Source organism: Streptococcus mitis ATCC 6249 (assembly GCF_000146585.1).
GTDB classification, from domain to species: Bacteria; Bacillota; Bacilli; order Lactobacillales; family Streptococcaceae; genus Streptococcus; species Streptococcus mitis_AZ.
In genome coordinates, this window is sequence record NZ_GL397179.1 from 1847809 (window position 1) to 1862651 (window position 14843).

Consider the following 14843-nt stretch of genomic DNA (forward strand, 5'->3'; position numbering starts at 1 on the left):
GGAAGGTTTATATGACTAAAAAAATTATTGCAGTCGATTTGGACGGAACCTTGCTCAATGGTGAAAGCAAGCTCTCCGATTTTACCAAAAAGACAATCAAAAAAATTACTGAAAAGGGGCACCATGTTGTCATCACGACAGGCCGTCCTTACCGCATGGCGAAAAACTTCTACCGTGAATTAGAGTTGCATACTCCCATGATTAACTTTAATGGTTCCCTCACTCATCTACCCGGACAGACTTGGGCGCATGAAAAGTGCTTGACCTTGGACAAAAAATACCTCTTGGACATGGTCCAACGCAAAGAGGATATCCAAGCTGACTTTATTGCTGGAGAATACCGTAAGAAATTCTACATCACAGCTCCTAATGAAGAAATCGCAGATCCAAAATTATTTGGTGTGGAAAATTTCCAACCCGAAAATCAATTCAAGCCTGAACTGGTGACCAAGGACCCAAACTGCATCCTCTTGCAAACAAGAGCTGAGGACAAATACGCTCTAGCAGACGAGATGAATTGTTTTTATCAACACCAACTATCCATCAATACTTGGGGAGGCCCCCTCAACATCCTCGAGTGTACTCCCAAAGGGGTAAACAAGGCCTTTGCCCTCGAATATTTGCTCAATGTGATGAATCGTGACAAAAAAGACTTAATTGCCTTTGGTGATGAGCAAAACGATAGAGAAATGCTGGCTTTCGCGGGCAAGGGATATGCCATGAAAAATGCCAATCCGGACTTGCTTCCCTATGCAGATGAACAACTCCCACTAACCAATGAAGAGGATGGTGTTGCCCACGCCTTACAAGATTTATTCCTATAAAAAGGAAAGGTTGCTGTTCTGCAACCTTTCCTTTTGTTTTCATTCAGTTTTCATAACTAAGGCTTATTTTCAGTATTTTTATATTAAATTTTCTAGCTTTATTTTTATACATTTTTTAAAAAGCTTATTATATTAACATTTTGTAGGGGTGTTTTTATTGAAAACTTTCCTGTTTTTAGAAAAAGTAGTTGATTTTTATATGAAAACGGTTTATACTTAATTAGGCTTAAAGTTTTCTTAAACACACAGTCAAACATTTTAAAGGAGGAATGACAATAATGAGTATCGGAATCATTATTGCGAGCCACGGCGAATTTGCTGCGGGTATTCATCAGTCCGGATCCATGATTTTTGGTGAACAAGAGAAGGTTCAAGTTGTAACCTTTATGCCAAATGAAGGTCCAGATGATTTATACGCTAAGCTCAATAACGCTGTTGCTGCATTTGACGCAGAAGATGAGGTTCTAGTATTGGCTGACCTTTGGAGTGGATCTCCATTCAACCAAGCTAGTCGCGTGATGGGAGAAAATCCAGAACGTAAATTTGCCATCATCACAGGACTAAACTTGCCGATGTTGATCCAAGCCTACACAGAGCGCCTTATGGACGCGAATGCAGGTGTGGAAAAAGTCGCTGCGAATATCATTAAAGAAGCCAAAGATGGCATCAAAGCTCTTCCAGAAGAGCTTAACCCAGTTGAGGAAGTTGCAACTGCTGCAGCTGCTCCTGCCGCACAAGCTGCGATTCCAGAAGGAACTGTTATCGGTGACGGTAAACTGAAAATCAACCTTGCTCGTCTAGACACTCGTCTCCTTCACGGTCAGGTTGCGACTGCTTGGACTCCAGATTCAAAAGCAAACCGTATCATCGTTGCTTCAGACAACGTTGCTAACGACGACTTGCGTAAAGAATTGATTAAACAAGCAGCTCCAAACGGAGTAAAAGCCAACGTTGTACCAATCCAAAAATTGATTGACGTTGCAAAAGACCCACGTTTCGGTGACACTCATGCCCTTATCTTGTTTGAAACACCACAAGATGCACTTCGTGCAATCGAAGGTGGCGTACCAATCAAGACTCTTAACGTTGGTTCTATGGCTCACTCAACAGGTAAAACAATGATTAACAACGTTTTGTCTATGGACAAAGAAGACGTTGCAACCTTTGAAAAAATGCGTGACCTCGGTGTTGAATTTGACGTACGTAAAGTACCAAACGACACGAAAAAAGATTTGTTTGACTTGATTAAGAAAGCAAACGTTCAATAATTTTAATCTGTTTCTATCATTTTTGAAAACAGGATTAAATACTTTATTAAAACTAAATAGAAAAGGAATAAAACCATGTCAGATATTTCAATCATTTCTGCTATCTTGGTTGTAGTTGTTGCCTTCCTTGCAGGTCTTGAAGGTATCCTCGACCAATTCCAATTCCATCAACCAATCGTCGCATGTACCCTTATCGGACTTGCAACTGGTAACCTCGAAGCAGGTGTTATGCTTGGTGGATCTCTTCAAATGATCGCCCTTGGTTGGGCAAACATCGGAGCTGCCGTAGCTCCTGACGCTGCTCTTGCATCTGTTGCTGCAGCAATCATCTTGATCAAAGGTGGTAACTTTACTACTGAAGGTATCGCCGTTGCTACGGCAACAGCTATCCCTCTTGCCGTAGCTGGACTTTTCTTGACTATGATTGTTCGTACAATCTCAGTTGCCTTGGTTCACACTGCTGACGCTGCTGCTAAAGAAGGAAATATTGCGGCTGTTGAACGTGCTCACTTTGTTGCACTTCTTCTTCAAGGTCTTCGTATTGCAATCCCTGCTGCCTTCCTTATCGCTATCCCAGCTTCTGCCGTTCAAGATGCTCTTAAATTGATGCCAGACTGGTTGAACGGTGGTATGGCTGTCGGTGGTGCTATGGTCGTTGCCGTTGGTTACGCTATGGTTATCAACATGATGGCAACTCGTGAAGTATGGCCATTCTTCGCTATCGGTTTTGCTCTTGCAGCAATCTCTCAATTGACTTTGATTGCCCTTGGTGTCATCGGTGTTGCCCTTGCCTTCATCTACCTTAACCTTACAAAACAAGGTGGAAACGGTGGCGGCGGAGCTGCAACTTCTAACGACCCAATCGGTGATATCCTAGAAGACTACTAGAAAGGGGAACAATCATGGCTGAAAAAATTCAATTATCAAAATCAGATCGTCAAAAAGTTTGGTGGCGTTCACAATTCCTTCAAGGTTCTTGGAACTATGAGCGTATGCAAAACTTGGGTTGGGCTTACTCATTGATCCCAGCTATCAAGAAACTTTACACTAAAAAAGAAGACCAAGCGGCTGCTCTTGAGCGCCACCTTGAGTTCTTTAACACTCACCCATACGTAGCTGCTCCAATCATGGGGGTTACTCTTGCACTTGAAGAAGAGCGCGCTAACGGTGTTGAAATCGACGACGCGGCTATCCAAGGGGTTAAGATCGGTATGATGGGACCTCTTGCTGGTATCGGTGACCCAGTATTCTGGTTTACAGTTCGTCCTATCCTTGGAGCTCTTGGTGCATCTCTGGCTGCATCTGGTAACCTTGTTGGTCCCCTTCTCTTCTTCTTTGGATGGAATGCTATCCGTATGGCCTTCCTATGGTACACACAAGAGTTCGGTTACAAAGCTGGATCTGAAATCACTAAAGACATGTCTGGTGGTATCTTGAAAGACATCACCAAAGGAGCATCTATCCTTGGTATGTTCATCCTTGCTGTTCTTGTACAACGTTGGGTATCTATCAACTTTACTGTTAACCTTCCAGGTAAACAATTGGCTGAAGGTGCTTACATCAACTTCCCAGAAGGTGCTGTAACAGGTGGAGAATTGAAGGGAATCCTTGGTCAAGCACTCAGCGGATTGAGCTTGGATAGCGTTCAACCACAAACTCTTCAAGGTCAGTTGAACTCATTGATTCCAGGATTGATGGGACTTCTCCTTACTTTCCTTTGCATGTGGTTGCTTAAGAAAAAAGTATCACCAATCGCAATCATCCTTGCTCTCTTTGCAGTAGGTATTGCAGCTCGTTTCTTCGGTATCATGTAAACCATCGAGAATATAAATAAAAAAGAATCAGGATTAAATCCTGATTCTTTTTGTGTATCAATTTTTTCTTCTAGTCAGATAATGCAAGCCTCCAATCACCACTGCTAGGATGGCTACATAGACGACTTGGCTGGTTGCTAGAGGTACATACGCTCCTTGCAGGATAAAGGTGTTGGCAAGCACTCCTACAAGGGCTGCAAGGCTCAAAAGTATGAGCAAGACTAGTTTGTATCGATTAAATGGCAGACTGACCTTGGCAACCAGACACAGACCATTGAACAAAGCAAGTAGGAAGCAAATAAATTTGACCTGACCTGGGACAGTGATAAAGAAGTTAGTCAGGAGAACACTAGCAACCAGAATGCCTCCACCAATCGCCGCGTTGGTTAGGATATCTCTCATAAAGTGAGTGCTAACCTTTTCTTTATTGGACTCAAAAGTCAGGAAGAAGGATGGAATCCCAATCGTAATAGCTGAAATGATTGTAAACTGAATGGGGATAAAGGCGAATTCCAAACCAAATACCACACTCAAAATGGCAAACACGATGGAGAAGAAGGTCTTTGTTAGAAAGAGAGAGGCTACCTTTTGGATGTTATTGATGACCCGGCGACCTTCCATCAAGATATCATAAAATACTGCAAAGTCATCGGTCAGAAAAACAATATTGGATACACTTTTGGCTGCACTCGTAGCACCATTCATAGCAAAACTGATATCTGCTTTCTTGAGAGCCAGAACATCATTGACCCCGTCACCGCTCATGGAAACTGTTTTACCAGCATTTTGCAAAATAGATACCATCTTTTGCTTCTGTTCCGGTGTCACCCGACCAAAGATATCATGTTCCAAGACCACTCTTTCAAAATCTTGTTCACTCACCTTGGTCATATCAATCGCACGGGCTTCTTCCTTAAAACCTGCCTTACGAGCCACCCCATATACAGCCACATGATTATCACCACTGATAATCTTCACTTCGACACCTTGAGATTCGAAATAGTCAAAGGTTTCATTGGTATTGTCCTTAATCTCATCTGACAAAACGACGTGGCCTAGTAGTTCCACATTAGCTGGACTCGTAATCTTGTCCTTGCTATGAGCAAGCGATAAGATTCGAAAACCTTGCTGTTTGAGATCTTCATAGTAGGCATCCATCGGCTGGGTAAAGCCTAAAAACTCATAGGCTCCGAAGAAATAGGTCCCTCCATCTTTTACTTGGACAAAGGAATACTTGTTTTTGCTTGAAAAGGCACCGACTTCTTGAACTTCCCACTTTTTCTCACAGGTTAAGTAAGTCTTCAGAGCTCTGGAAGTTGCATTTTCATCCTCGAAATAAGCCAGATAAGAAGACAGTTTCTCTGCTACATTAGCATCCATTTCTTGGACCTTCATATTCCCCGTCGTGATGGTACCTGTCTTATCAAAACAAAGAACATCTACTCGCGCCAAGGTCTCTACACAGTATAGTTCCTGCACCAGAACCTTCTTTTTGGCCAGCTTCATAGTCGCTACTGCTAGGGAAACGCTAACCAGGAGAATCAAGCCCTCTGGAATCATACCGACCAAGGCGCCTGAACTTCCCAAAACAATCTCAACATAAGTCCGTCCTAGACTAAAACCTCTGACATAAAGCAGAATGGCAACTGGCACCAGCAAGATGGAGACGATTTTTAAAATCTTATCCATATAATCGCGCAGTTGAGAAGGGTATTTTTTGAATTCCTTGCTGGATTTTGCAAGTTTGTTAATATAGCTATCTGGACCCACAGCCGTTGCCATAACCAGACAAGTACCGCTGACGACATTGCTTCCGCTCATCAGCTTGTCACCAACTGTTTTAAAGACCGAATCACTTTCACCCGTCAGCAAGGACTCATCAACTTCAATATTCCCTTCAAGCACTTCTGCATCTACAGGTACCTGATCTCCCAGATTGAGATGCAGATACTCGCCCAGTACGATGTCTTCTGGAGCAACCTCAATCGTTTGACCATCTCGGTTGACCCTATACTTACTTTTACCAAGTAAACTTAGCTTTTCCAAAGCATTTTTTGAACGCACTTCTTGGAAAATCCCAATGGCTGTATTGATAGCAATCACACCTAAAAAGAGCATATTCTCAAATCGCAAGGTAGTGGCTACCAGAACTGCCAGAGCCAAGTTCATGGCATTAAAAAAGGTAAAGATATTTGAAAAAATGATTTCCTTGGTTGTTTTATAGGGTTTAATGTCACTGATGTTTCGTTGACGATTCTTGATGTCCTGACTGCTTAAATACTTCATTTCTACTCCAATATACTTTTGTACTACTATAATAACACATATCTTTTCCTCTGTCACTTAAAGACTTAAACTAAGAAGGAGTTACTTGACAAGCATCATCTATCGCAACTTTAAGAAGGACTTAAAAAAGAAGCTAGGATTCCCCTAACCTCTTTTCTCTATACTTTATTCTGCCAAGGCACCCATTGGATCCCATGGCGCGAGTACAATTGGTTCTGCTTCATAAGCAGCTTGTTCTTCTGCCGTCAGCAATTCTTTACGGACAACGATTTGGTAGGTGTATTCGTCCATCCAAGCGTCTGAGGCAACAAAGTAACCATCTGTACCGACCTTGTCTCCCCAAGAGTTTTCAACCTTCCACTTGATTGATTTACCATTTTCGTCCAAGTCTACACCTGTCAAGACCATGGCGTGGGTCATCAAGCTTTCGCTGTAGTCCAAGCGTCCAGCCTTGTCTTGAGTGAGTTTAATATCCATGCTTGATTCAAAGTCATAAACATCTGTCGCAAGGATTCCAGCTTTACGGTTGCTGAGTTGGCCGACATCTGAACCAAACCAAACAGTTTCTCCTGTCTGCATTTGGGCAATCGCCAATTCTTTCAAACGATCCATAGGAACGTTGATGTAGCGAACTGCACGACTACCGACGACATTTCCCAACATCTCAACTGTATATGATTTACCGTAAGGTTTGTCAGCAGTTGGAGCATTGATAACCGAAACATAATCTTCTAGAGGAAGATTGACATATTTCTTGTAAAACTCTTGTGGTGTGATGCCCTTTTCACTTTGGTAGTTATCATCCTTGTCACGATAAGCAAAGTCAAACTGACGTGGTGGAAGACCCAAGGACATGGCAAGGAAGTTAAAGATTTCTTGCAAAAGCTCTTCTTTCTTGGCTTGAACAGTCGCTTGGTCTGCACCAGAAGCCAACAAATCACGCAAGATTTGAGCATCTTGGCGAAGCAATTTGTTAAGGATGGCATTGAGCTCACGGCTGTTGCTAGATGAGATAGACTCGGGATAAACAGACTTAGGCACGACACCGTATTTCTCAAAGAGAGACACTACCATATCCCACTGTCCACCGTCTTGTTGAGGTGTTTGGAGTAGGAAGCTAACCTTGCGGCTCGTCAATTCTTGGTCTGCAGTCGCAATGACTTGCTCCAAGAACCAGTTTGATTTCTCATACTTGTCCCAGAAGAAGGTGTGGGCTTGTGACAGTTCAAAGTTTTCGAGCTTGTATTGAGAGATGAGTTTGTGACGGAAGGTATTAAGGGCTGCAAACATCCAGCAACGACCAGATGCTTTCTGGTTGGTAACCTTGTCCTTGGTCAAATCAAGCGAGAAAACAGGTGTATTGTCTACATGGCTTTGACGGCGTTCTAGAGCTGCAAAAATTCCGTTGTGACTGGCAGCATTTTCGATCGCTTGGTATTTGACATTTGCTTCATAGTTGGCAAATAATTTATCAGTAAATGATTCTTGAATCGCGTTCATAGATTCCTCCTTTTATTCTACTGTCTATTATAACTCTTTTCACAAAGGAAGCAACCGAAAAACTTAAAAAGGCAAGGACATTCTCCTCACCTTTTTACTAAAATAAATTAACTTAAGAAATACTAGCAAGGAGAACTTCTAATTCCTCCTTGGTCAAGCGACGCCATTCTCCTCGTTCTAAGTTCTCATCCAAGGCTAAAGTTCCCATCGTCAAACGTTGCAAGTCCACGACTTCCTTACCACAGTAGGCTACCATGCGTTTGACCTGATGAAACTTCCCTTCTGCTATGGTCACTCGAACCAAACTTTGATTCTTTTCTGGATCTACCGACACAAGCTCCAGCTTAGCTGGCTGGCAGGTGAAATCCTTGAGCGGAATGCCCTTGGCAAATGTATCCACATCTTCTTGGCTCATGATGCCTTCGACTTGAGCCAAATAGGTCTTATCCACATGACGTTTGGGTGAAAGCAACGCATGGGCCAGCTGACCATCATTGGTCAAGAGCAAAAGACCATGGGTATCAATATCCAAGCGCCCCACTGGAAAGACTTCCTTGGCGCGAGCATAGTCATCTAACAAGTCTAAAACCGTTCTATGCTTGTTATCCTCAGTCGCTGAAATGACTCCTTGGGGCTTGTTCATCATGTAGTAGACAAACTCCTCGTACTCTAGCACTTGACCATCAAAACGAATTTGGTCTCTTTCTTCGTCAATCTGCAGTTTAGCTGATTTTTCTTTCTTGCCATTGACCGTCACGCGTCCAGCCTTGAGCAAGTTTTTGACCTCTGTCCGACTTCCCACAGCGCAGGCAACTAAAAATTTATCTAATCTCATAGAACTATTATATCATACTCAAAAGGAGGCTGGCCCAAGTGACCAACCTCCTTTTTTCTAATTTTTCAAGAAACTAACTTCCTCGTCTCCAGAAAATCGCTAAGACAATCATAGCTCCTAAAATAGCTGGGATAATGGCCGTTCCTGCTATAATTGGACCCCAAGTTCCAAAGAGCAGGTGGCCCAGAAAGGCACCAATCCAGCCGAGAAACATTTTCCCAAAGCATCCCATGCTCTCTCCACGATTGGTTAAAGCACCTGCCAAGAATCCCACTAGGAGACCAACAAACATACTTCCAAGCATAACTTCTCCTTAAATTGCCCAGTCTCCATTACGGAAGAGGGGTACGCGTGTTCCATCCTCACGGATACCATCGATATCCATTTGACTAGAACCAATCATAAAGTCAACGTGAACATCTGAACGGTTAAGTCCCGCAGCTTCAAGCTCCTCTTCGCTCATCTCTGCCCCACCAACAACGCTAGTCGCATAGGCAGCACCGATAGCCAAGTGGTTTGAGGCATTTTCATCGAAAAGGGTATTAAAGAAGGTAATGCCTGACTGAGAAATTGGACTTGGATCTGGTACCAGGGCACATTCACCTAAGGCACGCGCGCCCGCATTTTCAAAGACAAGGTCTTTCATGACCTGATCACCCTTCTCAGCAGTGATATCCACGATTTGACCATTTTCAAAGGTCACTTTAATGCCTTCAATGATGTTTCCATTATAGCTAAGTGGTTTTGTAGAGGTTACATACCCATCTGCACGACGGAAGTCAGGAGCCGTAAAGACTTCTTCTGTCGGCATATTTGGCAAGAATCCTTCTCCCTGTGTATTGATAGCACCAGCTGATTCCCAAACGTGGTTTTTCGGCAAACCAAGTGTCAAATCTGTTCCTGGAGCTGTGTAGTGAAGGGCTGAGAATTGTTCTTTATTGAGCATTTCTGCCTTGCTCTTGAGGATGGCTGCATGTTCTTCCCAAGCCTTAACGGGATCTTCTTCGTAGACACGGCAAGTTTTGAAGATTTGGTCCCAAAGGAGATCGACTGCTTCTTCGTCGCTTGCTGCATTTGGGAAGACTTTCTTAGCCCACTCAAGCCCAGCAGCGGCAGCCACTGTCCAGCTAACCTTGTTGGACTGAGTTGCGATACGCATTGGCTTCATCGCGAGTCCCATAGCTTTGGCAGAAGCTGAAAGTTTGTCAGCATCGACTCCGTTCAAGGCACCTGGATCAGATGAACGGACACCAAGACGGCTAGCCTTGTTATCAAGAAGGTAGTTCATCTCAGCAATCTTGTATTCTGGCACATTGTCTAGACGCTCCATCGGCGCGTGGAGGAATTTCTCACGATTGATGACATCATCTGTCCACTGAACAATGACCTCATGCGCACCAAGTGCATAGGCTTCTTTGACGATTAGATGTGCCAACTCACGTTGCTCCACATCGATTGAGAGAGCCAAAGTATGGCCAGGTTTCACGTTGATTCCGTTTGCAACTAATAATTTCGCATATTTTTCTAGATTTTCTTTAAAATTTGGTAAAACCATTTTATTTTTCCTTTTCTTTTGTTATTTCTCTTTAAACAAGGACAGCAGGCTAACTGCTACCACAGTGCCGCAAATCAAAGCGGTCATTTTCAAAATCGTATCAGGGTCAAGATCCAGCTGATAATCAAACACCTTCTGCGCTGGCTTATCCTGAACGGAAATGGTAAGTTTCATAAAAACCTCTTTCTATATTTTAGAAAAACTCATCAAACAAACTCAACTGGTTATCCTCTGGCATATTGCCGAGAATACCCATTTCATCCATTTTTTCAACCAAGGTAGATGACAGTCCGCCACGCTTACGGAGTTCTGTCTTAGAGAGGAACTCTCCTTCTTGGCGTGCGCGTACCAACTGCTTAGCAACGTTCTCTCCAAGACCATCCATTGCGACAAATGGTGGGATGAGGGTATCTCCGTCGATGATGAATTCAGTCGCATCACTACGATAGAGGTCTAACTTGCCAAACTTAAAGCCACGTTCCCACATTTCATTAACAATCTCAAGAGTTGTATAGAGGTCAATTTCCACATTAGAGGCTTCATTATTCTTCCGTTTTTCAGCAATCTCTTCCATTCTACGCTTAATGGCATCCAAGCCTGCTCCCATGGTTTTGATATCAAAAGCCTTGGCGCGTATAGAGAAGTAAGCGCAGTAATAATAAATGGGATGGTGAACCTTGAAGTAGGCCACACGCAAGGCCATCATAACGTAGGCTGCCGCATGGGCCTTAGGGAACATATACTTGATTTTTCCACAAGATTCGATATACCACTCTGGCACCTTATTGGCCTTCATGGCTTCGATATAGCCATTTCGCTCCTCTTCGGAAATCTTCAACCACAAGCCCTTACGTACGCGCTCCATGATGGTAAAGGCCATCTTTGGTTCTAGACCCGCGTGCATGAGGTAAACCATGATGTCGTCCCGACATCCGATAACGGTTGATAGGTCAGCAATTCCTTGCTTAATCAAATCCTGGGCATTGCCCAACCAGACATCAGTACCGTGGGACAGACCTGAGAGCTGAAGCAATTCCGCAAAGGTTGTCGGATGGGTTTCATCGACCATCCCACGTACGAAGTTAGTTCCAAACTCTGGAATTCCCAGCATACCTGTCGCCGTTCCAATTTGTTCAGGAGTCACTCCTAGCACATCAGTCCCTGAAAAGAGAGCCATAACGCCTTCATCATCCATAGGAATTTCATTGGGGTCAATCCCAGACAAGTCCTGCAATTTCCGAATCATAGTTGGATCATCATGACCTAGCACATCAAGTTTGAGGACGTTCTCATCGATATCGTGGAAGTTAAAGTGCGTGGTCTGCCATTCAGCCGTCACGTCATCCGCTGGATACTGAACAGGCGTAAAGTCGTAGACATCCATGTAGTTAGGAATAACAACGATCCCCCCCGGGTGTTGTCCTGTTGTCCGCTTAACACCAGCAGCGCCTTGAGCGAGGCGTTCCACCTCCGCATCACGATAAAATTTCCCATAGTCCCGCTCGTAACCCTTGACAAAGCCATAGGCGGTCTTAGCAGCAACTGTACCAACCGTTCCTGCACGGAAGGCATACTCTGAACCAAAGATATCACGCACATCCAAGTGAGCGCTAGGTTGGTCTTCTCCCGAGAAGTTCAAGTCAATATCGGGAACCTTGTCTCCATCAAAACCAAGGAAGGTTTCAAAAGGAATATCCTGCCCATTTTTGCTGAGTTTGTGACCGCAGTTTGGACAGTCCTTATTGGGCATATCAAAACCTGAACCGTAAGAACCATCGGTGATAAACTCACTGTACTGACACTGACCACAGACATAGTGAGGAGAGAGAGGATTAACCTCCGTAATCCCAATCATGGTCGCGACGAAACTAGATCCGACAGATCCACGAGACCCAACCAAGTAGCCCCGTTCATTGGAACGTTGCACCAGCATCTGCGAAGCCAGGTAAATAACGGCAAAGCCATTCCCCAGAATGGAAGTTAACTCCTTTTCAATTCGCAAATCAACAATATCTGGCAGAGGATTTCCATAAATCTCAAAGGCCTTCTTATAAGTCAGCTCAGCGACCGTTTCTTCAGCCTTGTCGATGAAAGGCGTATACAAGTCACCCTTAACAACCTCAACGGGCTCAAAAATTTCTGCCAAGGCATTGGGATTATCAATAACTAGCTTGTGTGCTAGCTCCTCGCCCAAGAAGGCAAATTCATCCAACATCTCATTTGTCGTTCGAAAATGAGCCTTAGGTAGCGGAGCCGGTTGGGCATGTTCGCCATGACCGATTGTTCGGTTAATCATCGCCCCCTGACCTAAACTACGGACGATAATTTCACGATAAATCTCTTCTTCCGGTTCGATATAGTGGACATTTCCCGTAGCCAGAACAGGCTTGCCAAGGCGGTCTCCAACCTCTATCAAACTCTTGATGATGGTCTGAAGTTCCTCCATATCCTTGACCTGCTCTTTAGCAATCAAGGGAGCATAGATAGCCGGTGGCATGACCTCGATAAAGTCATAATACTTGGCCACCTCAACCGCTGCCTCCACACCTTGAGAAACGACCGCATCAAAGACCTCTCCTTCTGAACAGGCTGACCCTAGAATCAAGCCTTCCCGATGAGCATCTAGAACCGTTCTCGGAATCCGTGGCACCCCTTCAAAGTACTTGGTATTAGACAAAGAAACCAGTTTAAAGATATTCTTCAGCCCCACCTGATTCTTGACATAAATCGTCGCATGCTTGATTCGAGCTTTTTTATAAGAATCTGGACTGATTAGATCAATATTTAGTCTAGCCAGATCGGTCACACCATGTTTTTCTGCTACCTCTTTGATAAAGATGAAAAGCAAACGACCAGTAGCTTCCGCATCGTAGTTGGCCATGTGGTGGTGTTCAAGTGCTACACCAAAACGCTTAGTCAAAGGCCCCAAACCATGACGTTTATACTCAGGATAGAGATTTCTAGCAAACTCCAGCGTATCGATGACTGGCTGGCTAATCTTAGGCAGACCATGACGCTCATAGTTGGCATTCATAAAACCAACGTCAAAGGTCGCATTGTGAGCAACTAAGACTGTATCCTTGCAAAATTCTTGGAATTCTTGCAAAACTTGTTCCAGTGGTTTGGCATTTTTGACATGATCGTCTGTAATACCTGTTAACTCAGTAGTAAAGGCTGACAAGGGATGCCCAGGATTGATAAATTCATCAAATTCGGCAATAACATTCCCCTTGTACATCTTAGAGGCCGCAACCTGAATCAAATCATTATAGATAGCTGAAAGTCCCGTCGTTTCCACGTCAAAAACCACATAGGTAGCTTCTGACAAGTCCATCTCCACTTCGTTGTAAACGATAGGGACACGGTCCTCTACAATATTGGCTTCCATTCCATAGATCAGCTGAATTCCAGCTTTCTTAGCTGCCTTGTAGCCATGTGGGAAGGACTGGACATTCCCATGGTCCGTGATGGCAACCGCCTTGTGTCCCCACTTAGCAGCTGTCGCAACGATTTCTTCTACCTCTGGTAGAGCATCCATAGTCGACATGTTGGTATGAGCATGAAACTCAACCCGACGCTCACCTTCTGGCATCAAATCCTTCCGCTCATAATGAACAACTTCCTGCACATCCTGCACGTTCATGGTCAAATCGCGTGTGAAGTTATTCATCTCCACATTTCCACGAACTCGGAGCCAAGAATTTTTCTTTATTAGATCAAACTTCTGAGCCTCTTCCTCGTTCTTAACCCATTTTTGCATTGAAAAACTTGACGTGTAGTCCGTCATTTTAAAATTGATCAAAACGCGACCAGTTCTGGTCACTTTATGTTCCACATCAAAAACGACCCCTTCAAAGACCAAACGATTTTCCTCAGTCGTCACGTCGATCATCTGGGTAACTTCAGCCTTATCTAGTTTAGGCTTGGCCGCAGCCTTTTTAGCCTGAAAATCAAAGGCTGGCTTCTCTTCTACTGGAGGAGGAGCCATTTGTTCCAGTTGCTCCATAGCCCGGAGCGCTTCCTCATTGGCAGCTTGAACAATCTGTTCATTCTCCGTATGGAAGGCTTCCTCCTGCTCTTGTGTAAGAGCATCATTCTTTTCTATTTGGCATACAAAAGCTGGAAAACCAAACTTTTCGAGTTGCTGTGCCAAATTAGGAAGATGATTCTTCTTAAAGTGCTCCTTATCAATCGCCTCTGAACCTTCAATAATGAGTTGATTTCCCTCCGCACGAACGTTTAAATTCTGGTAAAGAGATTTAAACCCCTGACTTGCACATGGACCTTCAGAAAAGGCCTCTCTATAGTAGGCCTGCAAGAGTTCATTAGAGAATTCTTGAGAAAGAGCCTTGATTTCGAAAACAGCTCGGTTTCCTGTCTTAGAAAATTCTTCACCAAGCCCTTTCTTTAACTCTAAAAAGATTTCAATCGGTAAAATATTAGAAAATACAAAATGAAATTCCCAAATCTTACTAATTTTATGAACCACAACACGCTCAATTCTAGCATCAACAAGAGCAGGATCCCGTCTCAATTGATCAGAGATTCCTAGTTGATTCATTAAAATTTCAAACTTACTTGACATTCATTTTCCTCACATTATTCTCTTACTATTTTACCATAATTAAAGAAAATATATAGTCACTATCATTCCTTAAGTACTGCTAGTTCTCACAAAATTATTCGCATAAAACAAAAAAGAAGATTCTCAGAATCCCCTTGATAAACAAAAAAAGATACCCTAAAGTATCCTCGTGATTG

At 43.6% G+C, this 14843-nt stretch carries 11 protein-coding genes; 4 read left to right on the plus strand and 7 right to left on the minus strand.

Features of this window, described 5'->3' with window-relative positions; translation table 11 throughout:
* Positions 1-11: 11 nt before the first annotated feature.
* The 4 genes from HMPREF8571_RS10605 to HMPREF8571_RS10620 all read left to right on the plus strand — a co-directional run bounded on the left by HMPREF8571_RS10605 (position 12) and on the right by HMPREF8571_RS10620 (position 3906).
* The gene (locus HMPREF8571_RS10605; protein WP_000162333.1) at positions 12-824 is read left to right on the plus strand and encodes a Cof-type HAD-IIB family hydrolase; all 813 of its coding nucleotides are present in this window, start codon (positions 12-14) and stop codon (positions 822-824) included.
* A 278-nt stretch (positions 825-1102) separates the two neighbouring features.
* Positions 1103-2092: a PTS sugar transporter subunit IIB gene (locus tag HMPREF8571_RS10610; RefSeq protein WP_000021996.1), complete on the plus strand. Its 990-nt coding sequence runs from the start codon at positions 1103-1105 to the stop codon at positions 2090-2092.
* 75 nt (positions 2093-2167) lie between these two features.
* Complete coding sequence (locus HMPREF8571_RS10615; protein WP_001280321.1) at positions 2168-2980, plus strand: PTS mannose/fructose/sorbose transporter subunit IIC; 813 nt, start codon at positions 2168-2170, stop codon at positions 2978-2980.
* 14 nt (positions 2981-2994) lie between these two features.
* Positions 2995-3906, plus strand: coding sequence for a PTS system mannose/fructose/sorbose family transporter subunit IID (locus HMPREF8571_RS10620; protein ID WP_000818323.1), 912 nt, complete (start codon positions 2995-2997; stop codon positions 3904-3906).
* Between the two features lie 57 nt (positions 3907-3963).
* Here the strand turns inward: HMPREF8571_RS10620 and HMPREF8571_RS10625 are convergent, their stop codons facing one another.
* The 7 genes from HMPREF8571_RS10625 to HMPREF8571_RS10660 form a co-directional block, all read right to left on the minus strand.
* Positions 3964-6192 (minus strand): HAD-IC family P-type ATPase, encoded by a 2229-nt coding sequence (locus tag HMPREF8571_RS10625; protein ID WP_000876396.1) that lies wholly within the window; start codon positions 6190-6192, stop codon positions 3964-3966.
* Between the two features lie 165 nt (positions 6193-6357).
* Positions 6358-7692 (minus strand): aminopeptidase C, encoded by a 1335-nt coding sequence (gene pepC, locus HMPREF8571_RS10630; RefSeq protein ID WP_000991667.1) that lies wholly within the window; start codon positions 7690-7692, stop codon positions 6358-6360.
* Between the two features lie 112 nt (positions 7693-7804).
* Positions 7805-8527 carry a pseudouridine synthase gene (locus HMPREF8571_RS10640; protein ID WP_004240529.1) on the minus strand — a complete coding sequence of 241 codons (723 nt, stop codon included), beginning with the start codon at positions 8525-8527 and terminating at the stop codon, positions 7805-7807.
* A 73-nt stretch (positions 8528-8600) separates the two neighbouring features.
* Positions 8601-8831 (minus strand): GlsB/YeaQ/YmgE family stress response membrane protein, encoded by a 231-nt coding sequence (locus HMPREF8571_RS10645; RefSeq protein WP_000901565.1) that lies wholly within the window; start codon positions 8829-8831, stop codon positions 8601-8603.
* 9 nt (positions 8832-8840) lie between these two features.
* The gene (locus HMPREF8571_RS10650) at positions 8841-10082 is read right to left on the minus strand and encodes an aminopeptidase (protein WP_000243901.1); all 1242 of its coding nucleotides are present in this window, start codon (positions 10080-10082) and stop codon (positions 8841-8843) included.
* Positions 10083-10103: 21 nt separating this feature from the next.
* The gene (locus tag HMPREF8571_RS11430) at positions 10104-10256 is read right to left on the minus strand and encodes a hypothetical protein (protein ID WP_000778899.1); all 153 of its coding nucleotides are present in this window, start codon (positions 10254-10256) and stop codon (positions 10104-10106) included.
* A gap of 19 nt (positions 10257-10275) precedes the next feature.
* Entirely contained in the window at positions 10276-14667 is a 4392-nt protein-coding gene (locus tag HMPREF8571_RS10660; RefSeq protein WP_000095437.1) for a PolC-type DNA polymerase III, read from the minus strand.
* Between the last annotated feature and the right edge of the window lie 176 nt (positions 14668-14843).